The 24,394-nt window shown below is 66.5% G+C and carries 23 protein-coding genes; 15 read left to right on the top strand and 8 right to left on the bottom strand.

Going from position 1 to position 24,394, the window contains the following annotated elements:
- Nucleotides 1-61 precede the first annotated feature (61 nt).
- A complete protein-coding gene (locus tag ACZ75I_RS16915) occupies nucleotides 62-1,246 on the bottom strand; it encodes a pyridoxal phosphate-dependent aminotransferase (RefSeq protein WP_180867761.1) in 1,185 nt (394 codons plus the stop codon).
- 143 nt (nucleotides 1,247-1,389) lie between these two features.
- Here ACZ75I_RS16915 and ACZ75I_RS16910 point away from each other — a divergent pair, with 143 nt between their 5' ends.
- From ACZ75I_RS16910 to hslU, 8 genes are all read left to right on the top strand, one after another.
- Nucleotides 1,390-3,501 (top strand): S9 family peptidase, encoded by a 2,112-nt coding sequence (locus tag ACZ75I_RS16910; RefSeq protein WP_134968367.1) that lies wholly within the window; start codon nucleotides 1,390-1,392, stop codon nucleotides 3,499-3,501.
- Between the two features lie 54 nt (nucleotides 3,502-3,555).
- The gene (locus tag ACZ75I_RS16905; RefSeq protein WP_111201669.1) at nucleotides 3,556-3,981 is read left to right on the top strand and encodes a YbaN family protein; all 426 of its coding nucleotides are present in this window, start codon (nucleotides 3,556-3,558) and stop codon (nucleotides 3,979-3,981) included.
- Between the two features lie 82 nt (nucleotides 3,982-4,063).
- Nucleotides 4,064-4,336, top strand: a complete 273-nt coding sequence (lptM, locus tag ACZ75I_RS16900; protein ID WP_134968366.1) for an LPS translocon maturation chaperone LptM — start codon at nucleotides 4,064-4,066, stop codon at nucleotides 4,334-4,336.
- Nucleotides 4,329-5,180, top strand: a complete 852-nt coding sequence (gene dapF, locus ACZ75I_RS16895; RefSeq protein ID WP_180867759.1) for a diaminopimelate epimerase — start codon at nucleotides 4,329-4,331, stop codon at nucleotides 5,178-5,180. The genes lptM and dapF overlap by 8 nt, the downstream gene beginning before the upstream one ends.
- Nucleotides 5,177-5,851 (top strand): DUF484 family protein, encoded by a 675-nt coding sequence (locus ACZ75I_RS16890; protein WP_005419445.1) that lies wholly within the window; start codon nucleotides 5,177-5,179, stop codon nucleotides 5,849-5,851. Before dapF ends, ACZ75I_RS16890 begins: the two co-directional genes overlap by 4 nt.
- Nucleotides 5,852-5,867: 16 nt before the next feature.
- Nucleotides 5,868-6,764: a tyrosine recombinase XerC gene (gene xerC, locus ACZ75I_RS16885; protein WP_180867757.1), complete on the top strand. Its 897-nt coding sequence runs from the start codon at nucleotides 5,868-5,870 to the stop codon at nucleotides 6,762-6,764.
- A gap of 85 nt (nucleotides 6,765-6,849) precedes the next feature.
- Entirely contained in the window at nucleotides 6,850-7,401 is a 552-nt protein-coding gene (gene hslV / locus ACZ75I_RS16880; protein WP_005411093.1) for an ATP-dependent protease subunit HslV, read from the top strand.
- Nucleotides 7,402-7,495: 94 nt separating this feature from the next.
- Complete coding sequence (gene hslU, locus ACZ75I_RS16875; RefSeq protein ID WP_061479701.1) at nucleotides 7,496-8,869, top strand: ATP-dependent protease ATPase subunit HslU; 1,374 nt, start codon at nucleotides 7,496-7,498, stop codon at nucleotides 8,867-8,869.
- A 96-nt stretch (nucleotides 8,870-8,965) separates the two neighbouring features.
- On the opposite strand, the gene ACZ75I_RS16870 is transcribed toward hslU, so the two are convergent.
- The gene (locus ACZ75I_RS16870; RefSeq protein WP_180867755.1) at nucleotides 8,966-9,958 is read right to left on the bottom strand and encodes a Gfo/Idh/MocA family protein; all 993 of its coding nucleotides are present in this window, start codon (nucleotides 9,956-9,958) and stop codon (nucleotides 8,966-8,968) included.
- A gap of 45 nt (nucleotides 9,959-10,003) precedes the next feature.
- Complete coding sequence (gene smeT, locus ACZ75I_RS16865; protein WP_224328590.1) at nucleotides 10,004-10,663, bottom strand: efflux transporter SmeDEF transcriptional repressor SmeT; 660 nt, start codon at nucleotides 10,661-10,663, stop codon at nucleotides 10,004-10,006.
- A 207-nt stretch (nucleotides 10,664-10,870) separates the two neighbouring features.
- Between smeT and smeD the strand changes: the two genes are divergently transcribed.
- The 3 genes from smeD to smeF all read left to right on the top strand — a co-directional run bounded on the left by smeD (nucleotide 10,871) and on the right by smeF (nucleotide 16,673).
- Complete coding sequence (gene smeD / locus ACZ75I_RS16860) at nucleotides 10,871-12,055, top strand: multidrug efflux RND transporter periplasmic adaptor subunit SmeD (protein WP_472958347.1); 1,185 nt, start codon at nucleotides 10,871-10,873, stop codon at nucleotides 12,053-12,055.
- Between the two features lie 12 nt (nucleotides 12,056-12,067).
- The gene (gene smeE, locus ACZ75I_RS16855; RefSeq protein WP_061479697.1) at nucleotides 12,068-15,190 is read left to right on the top strand and encodes a multidrug efflux RND transporter permease subunit SmeE; all 3,123 of its coding nucleotides are present in this window, start codon (nucleotides 12,068-12,070) and stop codon (nucleotides 15,188-15,190) included.
- A 97-nt stretch (nucleotides 15,191-15,287) separates the two neighbouring features.
- Nucleotides 15,288-16,673 (top strand): multidrug efflux RND transporter outer membrane subunit SmeF, encoded by a 1,386-nt coding sequence (smeF, locus tag ACZ75I_RS16850; RefSeq protein ID WP_180867748.1) that lies wholly within the window; start codon nucleotides 15,288-15,290, stop codon nucleotides 16,671-16,673.
- An 83-nt stretch (nucleotides 16,674-16,756) separates the two neighbouring features.
- On the opposite strand, the gene ACZ75I_RS16845 is transcribed toward smeF, so the two are convergent.
- The 4 genes from ACZ75I_RS16845 to ACZ75I_RS16830 all read right to left on the bottom strand — a co-directional run bounded on the left by ACZ75I_RS16845 (nucleotide 16,757) and on the right by ACZ75I_RS16830 (nucleotide 18,572).
- A complete protein-coding gene (locus ACZ75I_RS16845) occupies nucleotides 16,757-17,179 on the bottom strand; it encodes a low affinity iron permease family protein (RefSeq protein WP_069139167.1) in 423 nt (140 codons plus the stop codon).
- Nucleotides 17,180-17,249: 70 nt separating this feature from the next.
- Nucleotides 17,250-17,585 carry a hypothetical protein gene (locus ACZ75I_RS16840; RefSeq protein ID WP_005411085.1) on the bottom strand — a complete coding sequence of 112 codons (336 nt, stop codon included), beginning with the start codon at nucleotides 17,583-17,585 and terminating at the stop codon, nucleotides 17,250-17,252.
- A gap of 75 nt (nucleotides 17,586-17,660) precedes the next feature.
- The gene (locus tag ACZ75I_RS16835) at nucleotides 17,661-17,921 is read right to left on the bottom strand and encodes a hypothetical protein (RefSeq protein WP_053497535.1); all 261 of its coding nucleotides are present in this window, start codon (nucleotides 17,919-17,921) and stop codon (nucleotides 17,661-17,663) included.
- 198 nt (nucleotides 17,922-18,119) lie between these two features.
- Nucleotides 18,120-18,572 carry a nucleoside deaminase gene (locus tag ACZ75I_RS16830; RefSeq protein WP_049399252.1) on the bottom strand — a complete coding sequence of 151 codons (453 nt, stop codon included), beginning with the start codon at nucleotides 18,570-18,572 and terminating at the stop codon, nucleotides 18,120-18,122.
- An 81-nt stretch (nucleotides 18,573-18,653) separates the two neighbouring features.
- Between ACZ75I_RS16830 and ubiE the strand changes: the two genes are divergently transcribed.
- From ubiE to ACZ75I_RS16810, 4 genes are all read left to right on the top strand, one after another.
- Nucleotides 18,654-19,415: a bifunctional demethylmenaquinone methyltransferase/2-methoxy-6-polyprenyl-1,4-benzoquinol methylase UbiE gene (ubiE, locus tag ACZ75I_RS16825; RefSeq protein ID WP_005419407.1), complete on the top strand. Its 762-nt coding sequence runs from the start codon at nucleotides 18,654-18,656 to the stop codon at nucleotides 19,413-19,415.
- 183 nt (nucleotides 19,416-19,598) lie between these two features.
- Entirely contained in the window at nucleotides 19,599-21,527 is a 1,929-nt protein-coding gene (locus ACZ75I_RS16820; RefSeq protein ID WP_472958344.1) for a M1 family metallopeptidase, read from the top strand.
- Nucleotides 21,528-21,654: 127 nt separating this feature from the next.
- Nucleotides 21,655-22,386: a hypothetical protein gene (locus tag ACZ75I_RS16815; RefSeq protein ID WP_472958343.1), complete on the top strand. Its 732-nt coding sequence runs from the start codon at nucleotides 21,655-21,657 to the stop codon at nucleotides 22,384-22,386.
- Nucleotides 22,374-23,006, top strand: coding sequence for an HAD-IA family hydrolase (locus ACZ75I_RS16810; protein WP_180867742.1), 633 nt, complete (start codon nucleotides 22,374-22,376; stop codon nucleotides 23,004-23,006). Before ACZ75I_RS16815 ends, ACZ75I_RS16810 begins: the two co-directional genes overlap by 13 nt.
- Before the next feature lie 221 nt (nucleotides 23,007-23,227).
- Here the strand turns inward: ACZ75I_RS16810 and ACZ75I_RS16805 are convergent, their stop codons facing one another.
- Nucleotides 23,228-24,166: a carbohydrate kinase family protein gene (locus tag ACZ75I_RS16805; protein WP_061479692.1), complete on the bottom strand. Its 939-nt coding sequence runs from the start codon at nucleotides 24,164-24,166 to the stop codon at nucleotides 23,228-23,230.
- Nucleotides 24,167-24,394: the final 228 nt, after the last annotated feature.

The raw sequence follows: 24,394 nt of genomic DNA, 5'->3' as shown, positions 1-24,394 counted from the left end.
GCGCCGGGCCATGCCCGGCGCGCGCGTAGCGCGGCAGGATGCCGCCGGGCATGGCCCGGCGCTACCGGAAATGCTTCAACCCACGCGCAATCCGCGCCACCGCCTCCTGCAATCGCGGCACCTCCTGGGTATAGGCCAGGCGCACGTGCTGGTTGGCACGATGGAAGCCGAAATCCAGGCCCGGGGTGAACGCCACGTGCTCGCTTTCCAGGAAATGCGCGCAGAATGCCTGCGCGTCGTCGGTGAATGCACTGACGTCGGCGTACAGGTAGAACGCGCCCTGTGGCTCGACTTCGATACGGAAACCCAGCTCACGCAGTGCCGGCAGCAGGAAGTCGCGACGCTGGCGGAACGCGTCGCGGCGCTGCTCGAAGATCGCCATGGATTCCTCGCTGAAGCAGGCGAGCGCGGCGTGCTGGGCGATGCTCGAGGCGCTGATGTACAGGTTCTGCGCCAGCTTCTCCAGATCCGGTACTGCGGACGGCGGCGCCACCAGCCAGCCCAGCCGCCACCCGGTCATGCCGAAGTACTTGGAAAAACTGTTCAGTACGAATGCGTTGTCGTCCACCTGCAGCACGCTGGGCGCGTCCAGGCCGTAGGTCAGGCCGTGATAGATCTCGTCCACCACCAGGTGGCCGCCCCGCGCGTGCAGGGTCTGCGACAGTGCAGCCAGTTCGTCGGCGGAAAGCACGGTGCCGGTCGGGTTGGCCGGTGAGGCAACCAGCGCGCCGACGCTGTCGGCATTCCAATGCTGTTCCACCAGGGACGGCGTGAGCTGGTACGCAGTGTCCGGGCCGACCGGCACCAGCTGTGCGCCGCCTTCGACGAGGCGCAGGAAGTGGCGGTTGCAGGGGTAGCCGGGGTCGGCCAGCAGCCAGTGGCGGCCGGGATCGACCAGCAGGCTGCTGGCCAACAGCAGCGCACCGGACCCACCCGGGGTGACCAGGATGCGTTCAGGATCGATGTCCAGACCGTAGTGGCTGCGATAGAAACCGCTGATCGCCTGGCGCAGGGCCGGCAGGCCACGTGCGGCGGTGTAGCGGGTATGGCCGGCGGCCAGTGCGGCCTGGCCGGCCCGCACGACCGGTTCGGCGGTAGTGAAGTCCGGTTCGCCGATTTCCAGGTGGATCACATCGTGGCCGGCCTGTTCCAGCGCCTGCGCGCGGGCCAGCAGGGACATCACATGGAACGGGGCGATTTCATGGCTGCGCCGGCTGTAGCCCGGCGTGTGGGGCAGGGTACTCATGGATCCATGGTACGCCGGTCGGCATGGCCCATGACGATCCGCAGGGTTGCCGCTTGGCTGCGATTGGGGTCAGATCCCTTTTCGGGAAAAGGGATCTGACCCCGCCGAAGACCATTGCATTGATGCGCCAGGAACCCTACTTCATGAAGTCCACCCTCTGCCTGTTGCTCGCCAGCCTGATGACCACGACTGCTACCGCCGCCACTCCGCCCGTTCCGCCGGACGCCGCCAGGCATCCGCACGTGGTCAAGGCGCCGTTCGGCGCGACCCGCAACGATGACTATTACTGGCTGCGCGATGACAAGCGCACGGACAAGGACATGCTGGCCTACCTGCAGGCCGAGAATGCCTACGCCGATCAGCTGCTGGCACCGCTGAAGCCACTGGAAGACACCCTGTACAAGGAGATCGTCGGCCGCATCAAGCAGGACGATTCCAGCGTGCCGGCGCGCGAGCGCGGCTACTGGTACTACAGCCGTTTCGAGACCGGCCAGGACTACCCCATCCACGCACGCCGCAAGGGCAGCATGGAGGCCGCCGAGGAAATCCTGCTGGACGTCAATACGATGGCTGCGGGCAAGGGCTACTTCAGCGTCGGCTCGATGGAAGTCAGCCAGGACAACCAGTTGCTGGCCTGGGCCGATGATGATGTCGGCCGCCGCCAGTACACGATCCGCTTCAAGGATCTGGCCACCGGCAAGGTGCTGCCCGATGTGATCACCGGCAGCTCCGGCGACCTGGTCTGGGCCGACGACAACCGCACCGTGCTGTATGTCGAGAACGATCCGGAAACGCTGCTCACCGTGCGCGTGAAGAAGCACGTGCTGGGCACTCCAGCCAGCGCCGACACCGTCGTCTACGAAGAGAAGGACGACAGCTTCTACATGGGCATCGGCCGCACCCGCGACGATCGCTTCATCACCATCGGCGTGCACAGCACGGTGTCCTCGGAAGAGCGCTACGCACCGGCCAGCGATCCGACCACCTTCACCGTGCTGGCCCCGCGCCAGCGTGACGTCGAGTACGACGCCGACCACTACGACGGCCGCTGGGTGATCCGCACCAACGACGGTGCGAAGAACTTCAAGCTGGTCACCGCACCGACCGATGCCACCTCGCGTGCGCAGTGGAAGGACTGGATCGCGCATGACGATGCGGTGTTCATCGAAGGCTTCGAGCTGTTCGACAGCTACACCGCCATCGCCGAACGTTCCGAGGGCCTGGAGCGCATCCGCCTGCTGTTCAAGGATGGCCGCAGCGACTACGTGAAGGCTGATGAGCCGGCGTACTCGATGGGCCTGGGCGACAACACCGAGGCCGATACGCCGTGGCTGCGCTACGTCTACACCTCGATGACAACCCCGACCACCGTGTTCGAGCTGAACACCGCCACCGGTGAGCGTCGCCAGCTGAAGGTACAGCCGGTGATCGGCTATGACGCCTCGAAGTACGAAACCGACCGCGTCTGGATCACCGCACGCGATGGGGTGAAGGTGCCGGTGTCACTGGTCTACCGCAAGGGCTACCAGAAGGACGGCAAGGGCGCGCTGTTCCAGTACGCCTACGGCAGCTACGGCATGTCGATGGACCCGTACTTCAACCAGACGGCGGTGAGCCTGCTCGACCGCGGCGTGGTGTATGCCATCGCCCATATCCGCGGCGGCCAGGAAATGGGCCGCGACTGGTACGAGAACGGCAAGCTGCTGCACAAGCAGAACACCTTCAACGACTTCATCGACGTCACCCGCGGCCTGGTCGCACAGGGCTGGGCGGCGAAGGATCGTGTCGCCGCGTCCGGCGGCAGCGCCGGTGGCCTGCTGATGGGCGCGGTGGCCAACCAGGCCCCGCAGGATTACCGGGTGATGGTGGCGCAGGTCCCGTTCGTCGACGTGGTCACCACCATGCTCGACCCGACCATTCCGCTGACGACCAACGAATACGATGAGTGGGGCAACCCGGAGCAGAAGCCGTATTACGACTACATGCTGTCCTACTCGCCCTACGACAACGTGAAGCAGCAGGCGTACCCGGCGCTGTTCGTGGGTACCGGCCTGTGGGATTCGCAGGTGCAGTACTGGGAGCCGGCCAAGTGGGTGGCCAAGCTGCGTGATCACAACACCGGCCCCTACCCGATCCTGTTCCGCACCAACATGGAAGCCGGCCACGGCGGCAAGTCGGGGCGCTTCCAGCGCTACCGCGAGCTGTCCGAGTCGTACGCGTTCGTGCTGCAGCAGCTGGGCATCGCCCAGCCGTAACGGCGAAGGGGTGCCGGGCGTTGCCGGGCACCCCGAACCGTTATCCTTGCGGCCATGAGCCTGCCCGAGCCCTCCGCATCCCGCGATACCGCCACGCCACCGCGCGTGGTGCGTTTCCGCTGGGCGTGGTGGCTGCTGGCCTACGTCAGCCTGGGCACCGGCATCGTCGGCATCTTCGTGCCGGGCCTCCCGACCACCGTATTCATCCTGATCTCGGCGTGGGCTGCATCACGTGGGTCCGAACGCCTGCACACCTGGCTGCTGCAGCACCCGCGCTTCGGCCCGGCCATCGCCAACTGGCAGGCACATGGTGCGGTCAGCCGCTACGGCAAGTGGATGGCCACGATCACCATGGCGGTGTGCGCCGCCATCATGCTGTGGTGCGTGCCGGTCGCCTGGGTGAAGTGGTTCTCGATCGGCAGCATGACCGTGGTGGCGATCTGGCTGTGGACGCGGCCGCTTCCGCCCCCCGCGGATTGAGCGCCTGCGGTAGTGCTGGCCGCCGGCCGGCAACCCGATTCCCTGCACGAACCGCTCAGCCGCCAATGGCTATACTCGGGGCATGAAGATCCCCCATCGAAACGCCATCCTGATTCCGCTGGCAGCGGCCTCGCTGCTGCTCCTCGCCGCCTGCGGCAACAAGGGCCCGCTGGTACTGCCGCAGAAGCCGGTGCCGGTGGAAGAAACCGTCGAACCGGCCGCCGAGCCCGCCACCGAGGCGACCCCGGCCGAGGGCCAGGGCGCCGTTGCCCCGGCCACGACCGTCGACCCGGCTGCAACGACCACCCAGCCGGCACCCGCGCCAGCGAAGAAGGCGGGCAGCGGGAATGAGTAAGGCCGGTTCCAGGGCCTTGCGCTTCAGCAAGATGCATGGCGCGGGCAATGATTTCGTAGTGATCGACCTGCGTGACGGTACTGCGCCGCCCACGCCTGAACTGGCCGCGCGCCTGGCCGACCGCCACACCGGCGTCGGCTGCGATCAGATCCTGACCATCGAGGCGCCGCGTGCGGAAGGCTCGGTGGCCTCGTACCGCATCTGGAACGCCGACGGTTCCAATTCCGAGCAGTGCGGCAATGGCGCGCGCTGCATCGCGGCCTGGCTGGTGCGCGAGGGCAGTGCGCAGGGCGATGCGTTCGTCATCGACAGCCCGCTGGCCAGCCATGAAGTGAAGGTGCTCGGTGATGGGCAATTCGCGGTAACCATGGGCGTGCCCGCGTTCGAGCCGGCCAACGTACCACTGATGGGCTTCGCCCATCCGCGCGAGGAATACCTGCTGCCGCTGCAGGGCGAGAGCGTCCGCTTTGCTGCGGTGTCGATGGGCAACCCGCATGCGGTGATCGAAGTGGGCCTGGTCGATGCTGCACCGGTCGAGCGCGTCGGTGCGCTGCTGCAGCAGCACGCGTCGTTCCCGCGCTCGGTGAACGTGGGCTTCGCCCAGGTGATGGGCCCGGCGCACGCCCGCCTGCGCGTGTTCGAGCGCGGTGTCGGCGAGACCCTGGCCTGCGGCAGTGGCGCCTGCGCCGCCGCCGTGACCCTGATGCAGCGCGGCCGCCTGCAGCGCGATGCGCGCATCAGCCTGCCCGGAGGTGACCTGCGCATCCAGTGGCCGGGCGATGGCCAGCCGGTGGTGATGGCGGGCCCGACCGCATTCGTCTTCGAAGGGGAGTGGATGGCATGACCGAAACCGTCGACAAGCTCGGGGCCCATGAAGTCGCTGCCTGGTTGCGGCGACATCCCGGCTTCCTCAAGCAGTTCCCGGACCTGGCCCTGACCCTGGTGGTGCCGCGCGATGACGGCCCGACCGCATCGCTGGCCAGCTACCAGCTGGAAGTGCTGCGCGAGAAGAACCGCGAGCTGGCACGACGGTTGGCCGACCTGGGCGCCACCGCCCAGGTCAATGAACGCCTGGCAGTGCGCACGCACCAGCTGACCCTGGCACTGATGAAGCAGGACAACGCGGCCGATACCCTGCGCGCGATGGCCGCATCGCTGCAGGAAGACTTCGCCGGCGACCTGGTGCGGCTGGTGGTGCATGCGCCGGTGGCCGGGCTGGAACAGGCCGACTGGCTGCAGGTGATTGCTGCCGATGATCCGCAACTGGGCCCGTTCCGCGATTGCCTGAACGACGGCGAGCCGATCTGCGGCCGCCTGCAGCCGGAAAAGAATGCCGTCCTGTATGGCGTGCGCAGCGAGGAAGTGCAGACCACCGCGCTGCTGCCGTTGCCGGGCGTCGGCCTGATCGCGGTCGGCAGCCACGACCCGAACCGCTTCTACCCGGGCATGGGCACGCTGTTCCTGCGCATGATGGGCGACGCCCTGGCCACTGGCCTGAAGCGCTTCCACGACTGAGCAGGACCGGACGACGATGAGCGCGGTACAGGCCTTCCTGCAGCACCTGCAGGTGGAGCGGCGGATGTCGGCGCATACGCTTGACGCCTACCGCCGCGACCTGGACGCGCTAGCGGTCTGGGCCGAACCGCGTGGCGTAGCGGTGGAGGCGCTCGATGCCGATGCGTTGCGCCAGTTCGTCGCCGACGAGCATCGCCGCGGCCTGTCGGCCAAGAGCCTGCAACGCCGCCTGTCGGCCTGCCGCAGCTTCTATGCCTGGCTGCTCAAGCACGGGCGCATCGAGGTCAATCCGGCAGCGACGCTGAAGGCACCGCGCGCGCCGCGCCGGTTGCCGCAGGTCCTTGACGCCGATGAGGCGGTGCAGCTGGTCGAACTGGAGCCGGAAGGTGACCTCGGCCGCCGTGACCGTGCGCTGCTGGAACTGTTCTATTCCTCCGGCCTGCGCCTGAGCGAAGTCTGCGCGCTGACCTGGCGCGACCTGGATTTCGACAGCGGGCTGGTCAACGTGCTGGGCAAGGGCAACCGCCAGCGCCGGGTGCCGTTCGGGCGGCCGGCACGCGAAGCGCTGCAGGCGTGGCGCGCGGAAAGTGGCGGTGGTCCGGCATCGCCGGTGTTCCCCGGTCGCAACGGGCCAATCAGCCAGCGTGCGGTGCAGATCCGCATCCGCCAGCTGGCGCAGCGCCAGGGCCTGTTCAAGCAGGTGCATCCGCACATGCTGCGGCACAGTTTCGCCAGCCACATCCTGGAATCGTCCGGCGACCTGCGTGGTGTGCAGGAGCTGCTGGGCCATGCCGACATCGCCACCACGCAGATCTATACCCACCTCGATTTCCAGCACCTGGCCAAGGTCTACGACGCCGCGCATCCGCGCGCCAAGCGTCGACGCAGCAATGAGGGCAGCGGAGAAAGCTGAACGTTGCCCCTGCGTCAGCCGGTCGCGGGTGGCTTGAAGGGCGCAGCGCAGTCCCCACCTCTGGTTCTGTCACCCCGGAGGCATCATGGACCCCAGTCAGAACCCCAACGTTTTCCACGCCACCACCATCGTCTGCGTCCGTCGCGGCGAGCACGTGGCCATTGCCGGCGACGGCCAGGTCACGCTGGGCCACACCGTGATGAAGGGCAACGCGCGCAAGGTGCGCCGCCTTGGCCGCGACGGCCAGGTGCTGGCCGGTTTCGCCGGTGCCGCCGCCGATGCCTTCACCCTGTTCGAGCTGTTCGAGGCCAAGCTGGAAAAGCACGGCCAGCTGCAGCGCGCTGCGGTCGAGCTGGCCAAGGATTGGCGCACCGAGCGCCGCCTGGGCAAGCTCGAAGCTCTGCTGGCAGTGGCTGACAAGGAAACCTCGCTGATCATCAGCGGCACCGGTGATGTGATCGAGCCGGAGGACGGCATCATCGCCATCGGCTCCGGTGGTTCCTATGCACTGTCGGCCGCGCGCGCGTTGATGGCGCACACCGAGCTGGATGCACGCACCATCGCCAGTGAAGCGATCGGCATCGCCGGCGACATCTGCATCTACACCAACCGCAACGTGGTGGTCGAGGAGCTGTGACCGCTCTTCTGTAGTGCCGAGCCATGCTCGGCAGGGCTGCCCGTCAGCCGAGCATGGCTCGGCTCTACATGCATCTGAATCCGTGAGCACATCCATGTCGAAGATCGAAGTTTCCTCCGCCACCATGACCCCGCGCGAGATCGTGCAGGAACTGGACCGGCATATCGTGGGCCAGCACGACGCCAAGCGAGCCGTGGCCATCGCCCTGCGCAACCGCTGGCGCCGCATGCAGCTGGCGCCGGAGCTTCGCAATGAAGTGATGCCGAAGAACATCCTGATGATCGGCCCGACCGGCGTCGGCAAGACCGAGATCGCGCGCCGCCTGGCTACGCTGGCCAACGCGCCGTTCGTGAAGGTCGAAGCCACCCGCTTCACCGAAGTGGGCTACGTCGGCAAGGACGTCGAGCAGATCATCCGCGACCTTGCTGATACCGCGGTCAAGCTGTACCGCGAACAGGCCAAGGTGCGCGTGCGTACCCAGGCCGAGGAACGCGCCGAAGACCGTATCCTCGATGCGCTGCTGCCGCGCCGCAGCGGTGGCATCGGTTTCGATCCGGAAGCCGCCCGCAACGAGCCGTCGGCGCAGGACAACGAGACCCGCATCAAGTTCCGCAAGATGCTGCGCAACGGCGAGCTGGACGAGCGCGAGATCGAGCTCGACCTGGCCGCCAACGTCAGCATGGACATCATGACCCCGCCGGGCATGGAGGAAATGGGCCAGCAGCTGAAGTCGATGTTCGCCAACCTCGGCGGCGGCGCGAAGGCGCACAAGCGCACGCTGACCATCAAGGCTGCGCGCCCGCTGCTGATCGAGGAAGAAGCCGGCAAGCTGGTCAACGAAGACGATATCCGCACCGCGGCGATCGAGGCCTGCGAGCAGCACGGCATCGTCTTCATCGACGAGATCGACAAGGTTGCCAAGCGCGGCGACAACGTGGGCGGTGGCGATGTCTCCCGCGAAGGCGTGCAGCGCGACCTGCTGCCGCTGGTGGAAGGCTCGAACGTGTCCACCAAGTACGGCACGATCAAGACGGACCACATCCTGTTCATCGCGTCGGGCGCGTTCCACCTGGCCAAGCCCAGCGACCTCATTCCGGAGCTGCAGGGCCGTTTCCCCATCCGCGTGGAACTGGGTGCGCTGAGCAAGGGTGATTTCGTGCGTATCCTGACCGAGCCGAAGGCTGCGCTGACCAAGCAGTACGAAGCGTTGCTGGCCACCGAGGGCGTCAAGGTCAGTTTCACCGCCGATGCCATCGAGCGCCTGGCCGAGATCGCCTTCCAGGTGAACGAGCGCCAGGAAAACATCGGCGCGCGCCGCCTGCATACGGTGCTGGAGCGCCTGCTGGATTCGCTCAGCTACGAGGCACCGGACCGCGATGGCGAAACCCTGGCCATCGACAGCGCCTACGTCGATGCACACCTGGGTGAGCTGGTGCAGGACCCGGACCTGAGCCGCTACATCCTGTAACGCCCGATCCGGCCGGATCCCTCGTCACGGCGAGGGCCCTGACTCCATCCACTGCAACAGAACAGGCCGCCGCAGGGCGGCCTTTTGCGTTGGCGCTCAGCACGATTGCCGGGCGCGGTAGTCCTGCAGTACCTGGTCGATCACCGCGCTGGTGCGGGCAGCACTTACGCCGGTCGAGGGCGAACGGCCGCTGCCGCGCAACTCGTCCACCAGATGCGCGATCAACGGTTGCTGGATCGACGACGGGTTGGGGATGTCGAACGTCTGCACACCGGCTTCGGTCTCCAGCACCACCGGTACATCCTCGAAGGTGGCAAAACGCAGCTGGCCGCGGTCGCCGGTGATCTCGATCTCATCCTGGCGGCGGAACGCGCAGAAGCTCCATTGCGCGATGCCATGCACGCCTGGCCCGATGCGGAAGCACATCGAGACGCTGTCCTCGGCGGCGTAAGCGCCGGCCAATGAACTGGCCAGGCCGCGCACATCGCTCAGCGGCCCCAGTAGATGATCGAGCAGGTCCAAGGTGTGCGAGCCCAGATCGACGAACAGCCCGCCGCCGGAGATCGCGGGATTGGTCCGCCAGAAGTCCGGCGATGCGGCATTCACCGAATGCGGCCGATGCAGGGTGGCGCGAACGCTGCGCGGTGTACCGATCGCGCCGCTGTCCAGCAGCTGCTTCACCTGCGCGAATCGGGGCAGGGCGCGGCGGTAGTAGGCGACGAACACGGGCACGCCACGGCGTGCACTGGCTTCCAGGATGCGCTCGCATTCGGCGAGGTCCAGGGCCATGGGTTTCTCGATATAGACCGGCTTGCCCGCCGCAATCGCCTGCAATGCGTACTGCATGTGCGTGGAGGGCGGTGTTGCAACGTACACAGCGTTCACGTCCGGATCGCCGATCAGCGCGTCGGCATCCGTGTACCAGCGTGGCACCGCGTGGCGCCGCGCATAGTCTTCGGCCAATGCGGCATTGCGGCGCATGACCGCCGCCACCCGTGAGCCGGGTGTGCTGGCCAGGGCGGGGCCGCTCTTCTTCTCGGTGACGCTGCCGCAGCCGATGAAGCCCCACACCACGTTGTCCAGGATCATGGGTCTGTCCTCACATCGGGGCTGCGGTGGCGGCAGCGACCCCGCTCATGCCTCGGGCAGCGGCTCGGGCACGGTGCCGGGAACGAACACGCCGTCCTTCACGTAGGCGGCCAGGGTCATGTCCAGTGCGAGCATGCCATCGCGCTTGAGGTCCATCAGTTCCGGTTCGACCATCGCACCGTGCAGTACGCCCAGCACGGTGGCGTGCAGCATGCGTGCGGCGATCTTCGGGTCTGCACCCTCGCGCAGCTGGCCCAGATCGCGGGCGCGGCGCAGGGCGCGCTCCATCCGGTCCAGTCCATCGCGGAAACCGGCCTGCTGCATTTCGGTCAGCACCCGGGTATCAGCCGACGCATCGCTGCGCAGCATGATCTCCATGGTCTTGCGCAGGCGCTCGTCCTCGGACAGTTCGATGAACGAGTGGATCATCACCGCGCGCAGGTCGTGCACCGGCGTGTCGCGCTGGTCGGTCGAGGTGCGCTCCAGCTCCTGCATGAAAGGCAGATGCACGCGCTCGACGATCGCGGCCAGCACCTCGCTCTTGTTCTTGAAGTGCCAGTAGACCGCACCGCGGGTATAGCCGGCGCGGGCACCGATCATCTCCAGCGTGGTACGGGCCACGCCGTGTTCATGGAAGCAGGCTTCGGCGGCGTCAAGGATGCCTTCCCGGGTTGCCTGGGTGTCCTCTTTGGTCTTGCGGGCCATGGATGGGTACGAGTGCGGGTGAAACGTGGCTGAATTGTACCGGTTTACAAACAAACAATCATGTATGTATATTTCGCTCCCATCATTCCCGTCGTGTGCGTGGCAGGCCGGTCCGGCTTCCACTCCCCGCTGGTGAGCGTTGCCTGCTGGCGCTTTCGGCCTGTATCAGCGCGATTTGAGATTCCTTCCCCTAAGAGCCTTTCCGTCATGTTGCTGAGCAGAATCCGACCCTTTGCACTGTCGCTGGCGATCGCCGCGACCGTGGCTGCCTGCGGCGGCCAACCCCAGGCCCCCGAGCAGGGCCCGGGTGACGTCACTGTGGTCACGCTGAAGTCCGAGACCGTGGGCCTGACCCGCGAACTGCCGGGCCGTACCAACGCCTTCCTGGTCGCCGAAGTGCGGCCGCAGGTCAGTGGCATCGTCGCCAAGCGCCTGTTCTCCGAAGGTGGCATGGTCAAGGCCGGCGAGCCGCTGTACCAGATCGAGGCCGCCAGCTACCGCGCCCAGGCCAACAGTGCCCGTGCCCAGCTGGCCCGCGCCGAGGCCACCGCCAACGCCGCCCGGCTGAGCGCCAAGCGCATCACCGAGCTGGCCAAGGTCGATGCGGTCAGCCAGCAGGACCTGGAAAATGCCGTGGCCGCGCAGAAGCAGGCCGAGGCGGATGTCGGTGCCGCGAAGGCATCGCTGGACGCAGCCAACGTCACCCTGGGCTACGCCCGCATCACCGCGCCGATCAGCGGCCGCATCGGCAAGTCCAGCGTCACCCAGGGTGCGCTGGTCAGCGCCGGCCAGGCCAATGCACTGGCTACGGTGCAGCAGCTGGATCCGATCTATGTCGACCTGACACAGTCCTCGGCCGAGCTGCTGCAGCTGCGCCGCGAACTGGCTGCCGGCCGCCTGCAGGACAACCAGACCCTGCCGGTCAGCATCCTGATGGAAGACGGCAGCACCTTCGAGCACAAGGGCACGCTGGAGTTCTCCGAAGTCAGCGTCGATCCGACCACCGGCAGCTTCGGCCTGCGCGTGAAGGTGGACAACCCGGACGGCCTGCTGATGCCGGGCATGTACGTGCGTGCGGTGATCGGCGGCGGCGTGCGCAGTGATGCCGTGCTGGTGCCGATGCAGGGCATCGCCCGCGATCCGAAGGGCGATACCACGGCGATGGTGGTCGGCAAGGACAACAAGGTCGAAGTACGCCCGGTCAAGGTCAGCCGCACGGTTGGCGACAAGTGGCTGGTCGAGGACGGCCTGAAGGCCGGTGACAAGGTCATCGTGGAAGGCCTGCAGAAGATCGGCCCCGGCATGCCGGTCAAGGCCACCGAAAAGGGCGACGTACCGGCCAGGCCGGCGGCCGCCGCCCAGCCTGCCGCCCCGGCCGGCGACGCGAAGTAAGCGGAGAACCCCATGGCACGCTTTTTCATCGATCGACCCATCTTCGCGTGGGTGATCGCCATCATCATCATGCTCGCCGGCGGCCTCGCCCTGTTCAAGCTGCCGGTCTCGATGTACCCCAACGTCGCGCCGCCGGCGGTGGAAATCAGCGCCACCTACCCGGGTGCATCGGCCAAGGTGGTCGAAGACTCGGTGACGCAGATCATCGAGCAGAACATGAAGGGCCTTGATGGCCTGATCTACTTCTCCTCCAACAGCTCGTCCAACGGCCAGGCCACCATCACCCTGACCTTCGAGAGCGGCACCAACCCGGACATCGCCCAGGTGCAGGTGCAGAACAAGCTGCAGCTGGCCATGCCGCTGCTGCCGCAGGAAGTGCAGCGGCAGGGCATCAATGTGGCCAAGTCCAGCTCGGGCTTCCTGAACGTCATCGCGTTCGTATCCGAGAACGGCAGCATGGACGCCAACGACATCGCCGACTACGTCGGTTCCAATGTCGTCGACCGCCTCAGCCGCGTGCCGGGCGTGGGCAACATCCAGGTATTCGGTGGCAAGTACGCCATGCGCATCTGGCTGGACCCGAACAAGCTGCATACCTATGGCCTGTCCGTCGCGGAAGTGACTGCGGCGATCAAGGCGCAGAATGCCCAGGTGGCGATCGGCCAGCTCGGCGGTGCGCCGTCGGTGAAGGGCCAGCAGCTCAACGCCACCATCAACGCGCAGTCGCGCCTGCAGACCCCGGAACAGTTCCGCAACATCATCGTGCGCGGCGCGCAGGACGGTGCCGAGCTGCGCCTGGGTGATGTCGCCCGCGTCGAACTGGGTGCCGAGTCCTACGACTTCGTCACCCGCTACAACGGCCAGCCGGCCAGCGGCCTGGCGGTCACCCTGGCGACCGGCGCCAATGCGCTGGATACCGCTGCCGGCGTGGATGCTGCGCTGGACGACATGAAGAGCTTCTTCCCGGCCGGATTGAAGGCCGAGATCCCGTACGACACCACCCCCTTCGTGCGCGTGTCGATCAAGGGCGTGGTGCAGACCCTGCTCGAAGCGATCGTGCTGGTGTTCGTGGTGATGTACCTGTTCCTGCAGAACTTCCGCGCCACCCTGATCCCGACCATCGCCGTGCCGGTGGTGCTGCTGGGTACCTTCGGCGTGCTGGCGATGCTGGGCTTCTCGGTGAACATGCTGACCATGTTCGCGATGGTGCTGGCGATCGGCCTGCTGGTGGACGACGCCATCGTGGTGGTGGAGAACGTCGAGCGCATCATGTCCGAGGAAGGACTGTCGCCGCTTGAAGCGACCCGCAAGTCGATGGGCCAGATCACCGGTGCGCTGGTGGGTATCGGCCTGGTGCTGTCGGCGGTGTTCGTGCCGATGGCCTTCATGAGCGGATCCACCGGCGTGATCTACCGGCAGTTCTCGGCCACGATTGTCTCTGCAATGGCGCTGTCGGTACTGGTGGCGATCGTGCTGACGCCGGCACTGTGCGCGACCATGCTCAAGCCGTTGAAGAAGGGCGAGCATCATGTTGCCCACCGCGGCCTGGCCGGTCGCTTCTTCAACGGTTTCAACCGCGGCTTCGACCGCACCAGCGAAAGTTACCAGCGTGGTGTGCGCGGCATCATCCATCGTCCGTGGCGCTTCATGGGCATCGTGGCGGCACTGTTCGTGCTGATGGGCGTGCTGTTCGTGCGCCTGCCCAGCTCGTTCCTGCCCAACGAAGACCAGGGCGTGCTGATGGCGCTGGTGCAGGCCCCGGTCGGCGCCACCCAGGAGCGCACGCTGGAATCGATCGCGGCATTGGAGAACCACTTCCTGCAGAACGAGAAGGATGCGGTGGATTCGGTGTTCTCCGTGCAGGGCTTCAGCTTCGCCGGCATGGGCCAGAACGCCGGCATGGCGTTCGTCAAGCTGAAGGACTGGAGCGAGCGTGACGCCAACAATGGCGTGATGCCGATCACCGGTCGTGCGATGGCAGCCCTGGGCCAGATCAAGGATGCCTTCATCTTCGCCTTCCCGCCGCCGGCCATTCCGGAACTGGGTACCGCCTCGGGCTATACCTTCTTCCTGAAGGACAACAGCGGCCAGGGCCACGAGGCACTGGTGGCCGCACGCAACCAGCTGCTCGGCCTGGCCGCCGGCAGCAAGAAGCTGGCCAACGTGCGCCCGAACGGTCAGGAGGACACGCCGCAGTTCCGCATCGACATCGACGCGGCCAAGGCGACCTCGCTGGGGCTGTCGATCGACCAGATCAACGGCACGCTGGCCGCTGCGTGGGGCAGCTCGTACATCGACGACTTCGTCGATCGTGGCCGCGTCAAGCGCGTGTTCGTGCAGGCCGACCAGCCGTTCCGCATGGTCCCGGAGGACTTCGACCTCTGGTCCGTGAAGAACGACAAGGGCGAGATGGTGCCGTTCAGCGCGTTCGCCACCAAGCACTGGGATTACGGTTCGCCGCGCCTGGAGCGCTACAACGGTGTGTCGGCGATGGAGATCCAGGGCGAACCGGCCCCGGGTGTTGCCTCCGGCGATGCCATGGCCGAGATCGAGCAACTGGCCAAGCAGCTGCCCGCGGGCTTCGGCATCGAGTGGACGGCGATGTCCTACCAGGAACGCCAGGCGGGCTCGCAGACGCCGTTGCTGTACACGCTGTCGCTGATGATCGTGTTCCTGTGCCTGGCCGCGATGTACGAAAGCTGGAGCGTGCCGACGGCGGTGCTGCTGGCGGCCCCGCTGGGTATCCTCGGCGCAGTGCTGGCCAATACCTTCAAGGGCCTGGAGCGCGACATCTATTTCCAGGTGGCGATGCTGACCACGGTAGGCCTGACCAGCAAGAACGCGATCCTGATCGTCGAGTTCGCCAAGGAAAACCTGGAGAAGGGCGCGGGCCTGATCGAGGCGATCATGCATGCGGTGCGCGACCGCCTGCGCCCGATCGTGATGACCTCGCTGGCCTTCGGCATGGGCGTGGTACCGCTGGCGATCTCCACCGGTGCCGGCTCCGGCGCCAAGCAGGCGATCGGCACCGGCGTGCTCGGCGGCATGATCGTCGGCACCGTGCTCGGCGTGTTCTTCGTACCGCTGTTCTTCGTGGTGGTGCAGCGCGTGTTCAAGCGCAAGACCGCCGAGTGATGAAATCCGGTAGCGCCGGGCCATGCCCGGCGGATGCCTCACCGCGTAGCCGCCGGGCATGGCCCGGCGCTACCACCGTGACCCCCAAGGTGTCGCCATGAAATTCTCTTCTCTTGCTGTATCCCTGGCCGCCGCGCTCGCGCTGGCCGGCTGCTCCACTCTGGTGCCGAAGAACACCGCGGTCGCTCCGGCAATTCCGGCGCAGTGGCCGGCCGAGGCTGCACAGGGCCAGGTGGCTGATGTCGCCGCCGTCGGCTGGCGCGATTTCTTCACCGATGCGCGCCTGCAGCAGGTGATCGAGCAGTCGCTGCAGAACAACCGCGACCTGCGCGTGGCCGTGCTCAACGTTGAACGCGCGCGCGGCCAGTACCGCGTGCAGCGCGCCGACCGCGTGCCCGGCGTGGCCGTCACCGGCCAGATGCAGCGCCAGGGCACCGACGCTGGCGTCACCGAGCAGTTCACCGCCGGTGTCGGCGTGGCCGAGTTCGAGCTGGACCTGTTCGGCCGCGTGCGCAACCTCAGCGAAGCGGCACTGCAGCAGTACTTTGCCGTAGCTGCCAATCGTCGCAACGCGCAGCTGAGCCTGGTGGCTGAGACAGCGACGGCGTGGCTGACCTACGGTGCCGATGCCCAGCGTCTGAAGATCGCCGATGCCACGCTGAAGACCTACGAGGATTCGTTGCGCCTGGCCGAGGCCCGCCACGAGCGTGGTGGCAGCTCGGCGCTGGAGCTGACCCAGACCCGCACGCTGGTGGAAACCGCGCGTACCGACGCCGCGCGCCTGCGCGGCCAGCTGGCCCAGGACCGCAACGCGCTGGCGCTGCTGGCGGGTGGCCAGTTGGATCCAGCGCTGCTGCCGGACGGCATCGAACCGCAGCTGCTGGCACTGGCGCCGCCGCCGGCCGGTCTGCCCAGCGATGTGCTGTTGCAGCGCCCGGACATCATGGCCGCCGAACACCAGCTGCTGGCCGCCAATGCCAACATCGGCGCGGCACGTGCTGCGTTCTTCCCGAGCATCTCGCTGACCGGCAGCATTGGCAGTGGCTCCAGCGAGTTGTCCAGCCTGTTCGACAGCGGCACTCGCGTATGGAGTTTCCTGCCGAAGATCACCCTGCCGATCTTCCAGGGTGGCAAGCTGCGCGCCAACCTGGCCGTCGCCAACGCTGATCGTGATATCGCACTGGCGCAGTACGAGAAGTCGATCCAGGTGGGCTTCCGCGAAACCGCCGATGCGCTGGCGTTGAATGTCAGCCTGGATGAACAGGTGAGTTCACAGCAGCGCCTGGTGGAAGCGGCCGAACAGGCCAACCGCCTGTCGCAGGCACGCTACGACGCCGGCCTGGACAGCTTCGTGACCCTGCTGGACGCACGACGTACTGCCTACAACGCGCAGCAGACCCAGTTGCAGGCGCAGTTGGCCCAGCAGGCCAACCGCATCACCCTGTACAAGGTGCTGGGTGGTGGCTGGCACGAGCGCGGCTGAGAGAAAGCCGGCCAGCGGCCGGCTCTACCTGGACGATCGTTGGTAGTGCCGGCCGCTGGCCGGCATTGTCATTCCGGGGCCCGCTACACCGCTTCATCGTCGCGCCGCGCCGCATGGCAGGCGCGAACGCGCGCCAGCGCATCGCCTGCTTCGCGGGCCATCTGCTCGTACTCGGCACGGATCTCTTCCAGGCGCGCTTCGTCCAGTTCTTCCAGATCCAGCAGTTCGTTGTTGGCTTCGGCCGTCGCCCGGATCAGCTCGTCCAGCTTGATCTGCATCGCGGCGGTGTCCGCGTTCTGCGTGTGCTGGATCAGGAACACCATCAGGAAGGTGATGATGGTGGTGCCGGTGTTGATCACCAGCTGCCAGGTGTCGTTGAAACCGAACACCGGACCACTGATGCCCCAGATCACCACGATCCCTACCGCGGCCAGGAAGGTCCACGGTGAGCCGGTGGCTGTCGCGGCCTTCTTGGCGATCGTATTGAACAGGTTGCGCGCTTTCATCGTCGTCGTGTTCCCACTCAGGTGACGAGGATGATCGGCAGTGACCCGTGCAGGCGCCGTGCAGCGCCGGTCAGGCGCGCATGCGCTGCAGTCGTGGCGCCTGCAGGCTGCGCACCGGGCTGCTCTGGTAGACGTGCTGCCAGCAACGGTCGACGAACTCACGGGCCTGGGCTTCGCTCAGCCGCGGCATGATCTGCAGGGCGTACTGGGTCTGGAACATCTCATCACGTTCGGCCTCGCTGGCGCGCGGCTGGGTGATCAGCGAATCACAGGCGAACTTGATCCACGGCACGTACGAGCCGAACGAGTTGTGCGGCAGTGCGCCTTCGGCATGTTGGCGGCGCCAGTGGTCAAGCTCGGCGTCTACGTTGATGACCGGAGGAATGGTGGGGACTTCAGCGTGCATGACAATCCAGTTCGGTTGAGTGGAAAGGGAGTGGGGGTTCATCGGAGTGTGGCGTATATGGCGGTGCATGCCGCGTCAGCGGGATGTGGAGCCGGCGTGGCGATTGCCGATCAATTGCGCATGCTCGACCGCACCGAGGTCCTCGGCCATGTCGGCCATTGCATTGCACAGGCGCTCCTGGTCGAGCGGATGATCGCGCACCAGTTCCAGCTGCAGGCCCTGGTAGGCGGTCCAGAACCTGGCGCCACGCTGGTGCAGCGCGTACTGCTGCTGCAGGCGCTCGCGGATGGCATCGAGGATCGGGTCGGGCGGGGGACGTACGGCGTGCGCGCACATGGCTGGCTCCGCCGGGGAAAGGGACCCCGGTAACCCCACCCTAGGCGCCTCGGCCGGGTGGGGTGTTACCGCAGTGTATGCACGCAGCGCAGCTGACTGTGCACGGGTTCACGGCATCGGCCGCAAACGCTGCGGGCACTAGAATGTGCCCGCGCTGAAGCGTTCATTAAACGGGTTCAATGACACGTTGCACGGTGCTCATTCACCGATGTCTTCGTTCCAGATCTCCGGATGCTGCGCAATGAAGCCACCCAGCAGGTCAACGCATTCCTGGTTGTCGAGGTCGATCACGTTGACGCCGTTCTCGCGCAGCCAGTCGATGCCGCCCTGGAACGTGCGCGATTCGCCCACCACCACGGTGCCGATGTTGAACTGGCGCACCAGGCCCGAGCAGTACCAGCACGGTGCCAGGGTGGTGACCATGATGGTGTCCTGGTAGCGGCGCTGGCGGCCGGCCTTGCGGAAGGCGTCGGTTTCGCCGTGCACCGAAGGGTCGCCTTCCTGCACGCGGCGGTTGTGGCCGCAGCCGAGCAGGCGGCCGTCGTTGTGGTACAGCGCCGCGCCGATCGGCACGCCGCCCTCGGCCAGGCCCTGGCGGGCTTCGGCGATGGCGGTCTGCAGCAGGGCCTGGTAGTCGGGCGTGGTGATCATGCGGGGGCTCCGGTCAGTCGTGGCCCGCCATCATACGGGCAGGGGGTGCCGCTGGCCCCCGGCGGTGCGATAATCGGGGCCATGAGCGAATCCCCCTACAAAGCCGGTACCACCCATTTCGGGTTCCGCGACGTCGCCGCCAAGGACAAGCAGAAGCTGGTCGGCCAGGTGTTCACCTCGGTCGCGCGCAACTACGACCTGATGAACGACCTGATGAGCCTGGGCGTGCACCGGGCGTGGAAGCGCTACTACGTCGCGACCGCGCAGGTGAAGCCGGGCGACCGCGTGCTCGATCTGGCCGGCGGCACCGGCGACATCGCCGCCCTGCTGAAGGAACGCGTCGGCGCCGAGGGCTCGGTGGTGCTGGGCGACATCAACGCCGGCATGCTGTCGGTCGGCCGGGACCGCCTGACCAACCGCGGCCTGGTGCTTGGCCTGGACTACGTGCAGTGCAACGCCGAAGCCCTGCCGTTCCCGGACAACAGCTTCGACCTGGTCACCATTGCCTTCGGCCTGCGCAACGTGACCGACAAGGACGCCGGCCTGCGCGAGATGTACCGCGTGCTGAAGGTGGGCGGCCAGGCCCGCGTGCTGGAGTTCTCCGAAGTCACTGCCGACTGGTTCAAGCCGATCTACGACTTCCACTCGTTCAAGATCCTGCCCAGGCTGGGCAAGTTGTTCGCCAACGATTCGGACAGCTACCAGTACCTGGCCGAGAGCATCCGCAAGCATCCGCCGCAGGACGAACTGAAGGCGATGATGGGGCAGGCCGGCTTCGAGCGCTGCCACTACAAGAACCTGACCGGCGGCATCGTCTCGATCCACTCCGGCTACAAGCTGTAAGCCCGGTGTTCCGGTAGTGCCGGCCGCTGGCCGGCACCTGCGCGGGCAACCACCGGGCGACGGGGTTGCCGGCCAGCGGCCGGCACTACCGGCGCTGTGCCGGCCATTACCCCGCACCGCGCAACGCCTGCCGGGCCCGAGGGAGGTACCATTGGGGTTTGATCCCCGTAACGGTCCCGATTCATGCGTAATCCGCTGATGCTCCTTCCGCTGGCCGTGGCCCTGGCCGCCGGCTGCTCCCAGGAGGCGGCCGCGCCCGCCGCCGCCCCGACTGCCGCAAAGGCCCCTGCCGCCCCCGTGAACGCCGAGAACCGCAGCCACGACGAAAGCTCGTACGCCGAGCCGGACAAGGTCGTCATCAAGGACATCGCGCTGGATCTGAAGCTGGACTTCGACCAGAAGCAGATCGGCGGCACCGCCACCTACACCCTGGAATGGAAGCAGAAGGACGCCAGGCAGCTGGTGCTCGACACTCGCGAGCTGACCGTGTCCAAGGTCGAGGCCGTCGCCGCCGATGGCGCGCGCAGCCCGCTGAAGTTCGAGCTGGCCGCGGCTGACAAGGTGTTCGGCAGCAAGCTGACCATCGAGGCCCCGGAACAGCCGGCCAAGGTGGAAGTGAGCTACCACACCGCGCCGACCGCATCGGGCCTGCAGTGGCTGGCACCGTCGATGACCGAGGGCAAGAAGCTGCCCTTCATGTTCAGCCAGTCCCAGGCCATCCACGCCCGTTCGTGGGTGCCGCTGCAGGACACCCCGAGCGTGCGCTTCACCTACAGCGCGCACGTGGTCTCGCGCCCGGACGTGATGGTGCTGATGAGCGCCGACAACGATCCGAAGGCCGCGCGTGATGGTGACTACACCTTCAAGATGCCGCAGCCGATTCCGTCCTATCTGCTGGCCATCGCCGCTGGCGACCTGGTGTTCGAGCCGATCTCTGGCCGCTCCGGCGTCTGGGCCGAGCCGACCATGGTCAACAAGGCCGCCAAGGAATTCGAGGACACCGAGAAGATGATCGGTGCCGCCGAGAAGCTGTACGGCGAATACCGCTGGGGCCGCTACGACATGCTGGTGCTGCCGCCGTCGTTCCCGTTCGGTGGCATGGAGAACCCGCGCCTGACCTTCGCCACCCCGACCGTGATCGTCGGCGACAAGTCGCTGGTCTCGCTGGTCGCCCACGAACTGGCGCACAGCTGGTCGGGCAACCTGGTGACCAACGCCAGCTGGAAGGACATCTGGCTCAATGAAGGCTTCACCACCTACGTCCAGGGCCGCATCACCGAAGCCCTGTACGGCAAGGAAATGGCCGAGATGGAGAAGCAGATCGACCAGACCGACCTGCTGGCCGAAGTGAAGGACATGAGCCCGGCCGACCAGGCGCTGGCGCTGCCGCCGCTGAACGAGCGTGATCCCGACGAAGCGCTCAGCCAGGTGGCCTACGTCAAGGGTGCGTGGTTCCTGGAATTCCTGGAGCAGCGCTTCGGCCGCGAGACCTTCGATCCGTTCCTGCGTGGCTGGTTCGATGACCATGCTTTCCAGAGCGCGAACACCGACCAGTTCGTCGACTACATGAAGAAGAACCTGCTGCCGAAGAATCCGTCGGCAGTGACCGAGGCCGAACTGAAGGCATGGATGGACGAGCCGGGCATTCCGGCGTTCGCGGCCAAGGCGCAGTCGCGCAACTTCAGCAGCGTCGATACCGCGCGCATCGCCTTCGCCAGCGCCGGCACCGTGCCGAGCAGCCAGGTCATCGCCGACTGGAGCACGCAGGAATGGGTGCGCTTCATCGATGGCCTGGGCGCGACCCAGCCGCTGGACAAGCTGGCCACGCTGGACAAGGCCTTCCACTTCACCGGCACCCCGAATGGCGAGATCGCCATGCGCTGGTACCCGCTGGCGATCCGCAGCGGCTACGAGCAGGCCAATGAAGGTGCTGCCGCGTTCATCGAGCGCGTCGGCCGTCGCAAGCTGATCCTGCCGATCTACGCCGAACTGGTGAAGACCCCGAAGGGGCTGGAGCTGGCCAAGCAGGCCTTCGAAAAGGCCAAGCCGGGCTACCACCCGATCACCACCGCCTCGGTGCAGGACATGCTGGCCAAGGCTGAAGCCAAGTAAGCGGTAGTGCCGGTCGCTGGCCGGCAACCGGTCACTGCTTCACCACCAACGGCGGGGAAACCCGCCGTTGGTGTATCCGCTTTTCGCTGCCGATAGAATCGGGATGCACTCGCAAAGGACCTCCGCCATGAAACGACTGATCCTGCTCACCGTCTGCACCCTGGCCCTGGCCGCCTGCAGCAACCCGGAAGAGGAACGCAAGGCGCAGGAAGCCGCCGCGGCCGCCGTGCAGGCGCAGAAGGAGGCCAAGGCCGAGGACGTCGCCAAGCAGTACGACATGGCTGTGGCCGCGCAGGACTGGGAACGCGCGCGCCTGCATGGTGCCTCGCTGCTGGACCAGTACAAGGACACCGCCGCCGCCGAGCGCATCGCCGCCGGTTTCGATGAAGTAAAGGCCAAGGGCGATGCCGCGCGCGACCTGCGCCGCATGCAGGGGCTGTGGCAGTACAACCAGATTCCGGTCGGCAGCAAGGGCAGCCAGGTCTCGGCGTCGATCTACAGCAAGGAACGGGTGGACGTGGACGGCAGTGGTGCCAAGCCGGTGCAGCTGGTGTTCCGCGATCACCCGGAGTGGAAGCGGCACGCCTACCTGGTGCTGCAGGCTGGCGATTTCCGCTGCCCGCAGTGCACGGTGAAGGTGACCGTGGACGATGGCAAGCCGGTGTCGATGGCGGCCTGGCGCCCGAAGACCGATGAGGCCATCGCCCTGTTCATCACCGACCAGAAGGCGCTGTGGAAGCTGGCGCGCAAGGGCAGGTCGATCAGCATCGAGTTCCCGGTCAAGGCCGGCAGCACCCGCACGGCGGTGTTCGAAACGGGTGGCGTCGACGCCAGCCGCATGCCGCAGTGGTGGCAGTGACGGGGGCGGCGGGCAGCGCAGTGCACGCGTTGTCCGCGATCCGGCACTGGGTGTTCGACATGGATGGCACGCTGACTGTGGCCGTGCATGATTTCGCCGCGATCCGCCGCGCATTGCAGATTACGGCCGAGGAAGACATCCTCGACCATATCGCGGCGTTGCCGGATGCGCCGGCGCAGGCCAAGCGTGAGTGGTTGCTGGATCATGAGCGCGCGCTGGCCGAGGACGCACTGCCGGCACCGGGTGCGGTGAAGCTGCTGCGCGCGTTGTCGGCGGCAGGCTGCCGGCTCGGCATCCTGACCCGCAATGATCATGCGCTGGCGAAGCTGACGTTGGTCGCGATCGGGATCGGGGCGTTGTTCGACGATGCCGACATCATCGGCCGCGATGAAGCGGTGCCCAAGCCCTCACCGGAGGGCCTGCAGCAGCATCTGCGGCGTTGGGGCATCGGGCCTGCCGAGGCGGTGATGGTCGGTGACCACGCCTACGACCTGGAGTGCGGCCGTGCCGCAGGCACCCATACCGTGCTGGTCAACCTGCCGGAAAACCCGTGGCCGGGCCGTGCCGACTGGCATTTCGCCGATTGCCGCGCCTTGTTGGCTGCCTGGCAGGGCGCCTGATGATGTAGAGCCGAGCCCACGCTCGGCTGCTCTCCGGTCAGATCGCGCTGGCGCGCGCAAGCCGAGCATGGCTCGGCTCTACAGGAATCAAACAGTGTGTCGACCAAGGTCGACACCTACCAACAGCATTCCCAGCGGCGCATCGGGTGGAAAGCCCCCTTGTTGTTCAAGGGGGCGCGCCGAAGGCGCGGGGATAAGGTGGAATGCGCGGGCAGTTCGGTTTACGCGCTTAGCGCGTAACCGAACTGCTGCTTGAACTGCTCGTTGAACTCATCGAAGGTGAAGCGCTGGTTCTGCGTGCCCGGATGCTCGACCTTCAGCGCGCCCATCAGGTTGCCCATGCGGCCGATGGTCAGCCAGTCGTAGCCTTTCTGGATGCCGTAGATCAGGCCGGCGCGGAAGGCGTCGCCACAGCCGGTCGGGTCGACCACGCGGCGCTCGTGCGCCGGCGGGATGTCATAGCTCTTTTCCGGGGTGTGGATGACCGCGCCTTTCGGGCCACGGGTGGTGATGTAGGCCTTGACCCGGCTGACGATCTCCTTTTCGTCCCAGCCGGTGCGCTCCTGCAGCAGGTTCGACTCGTAGTCGTTGACCACCACGTAGTCGGCCTGCTCGATGAAGGCGCGCAGTTCCGGGCCGTTGAACAGCGGCATGGCCTGGCCCGGGTCGAAGATGAACGGGATGCCGTCTTCGTGGAATTCCTGCGCGTTCTGGATCATGCCTTCGCGGCCGTCCGGGCCGACCAGGCCCAGGGTCACGCCCGGCACCCCACGCACGTGGTTCTCGTAGGAACGCATCATCGCGCCCGGGTGGAAGGCGGTGATCTGGTTGTTGTCGTGGTCGGTGGTGATGAACGCCTGCGGGGTGAACAGCTCATCGATCACGCGCACGCGCGACAGGTCGATGCCCAGGCCTTCGAAGTATTCGCGGTACGGGCCGAAGTCCGAACCCACGGTGCCCATCGGGATCGGCTGGCCGCCCAGCAGGTGCAGGTTGTAGGCGATGTTGCCTGCGCAGCCGCCGAACTCGCGGCGCATGCGCGGCACCAGGAAGGACACGTTCAGGATGTGCACCTTGTCCGGCAGGATGTGATTCTTGAACTGGTCCGGAAACACCATGATGGTGTCGAAGGCAAGAGAACCACAGATCAGAGCGGACATCGATGTAAGCCTATGCGGTGAATTTTGGGGTGGGCCGGCCCGGTTCAGCGGGCAAGCAAACGGCGCCCTTGGGCGCCCGACGGCGCAAAGGTTACCCGCTGGTGCCGCTCAGGGCCAGAACCGGGTGAGACCCGATCAGGCCGAAAGCCTGTGAAGACGCGGGTTCAGCTAGTTTTTTCCTTGCTCGGCGGCAGGCGGGTTGCTAGGCTTGTCGGCCTCGATTTCTGC

The sequence above is a fragment of the Stenotrophomonas sp. X genome (assembly GCF_055721025.1).
This window is presented reverse-complemented; position numbering and strand designations above follow the sequence as displayed.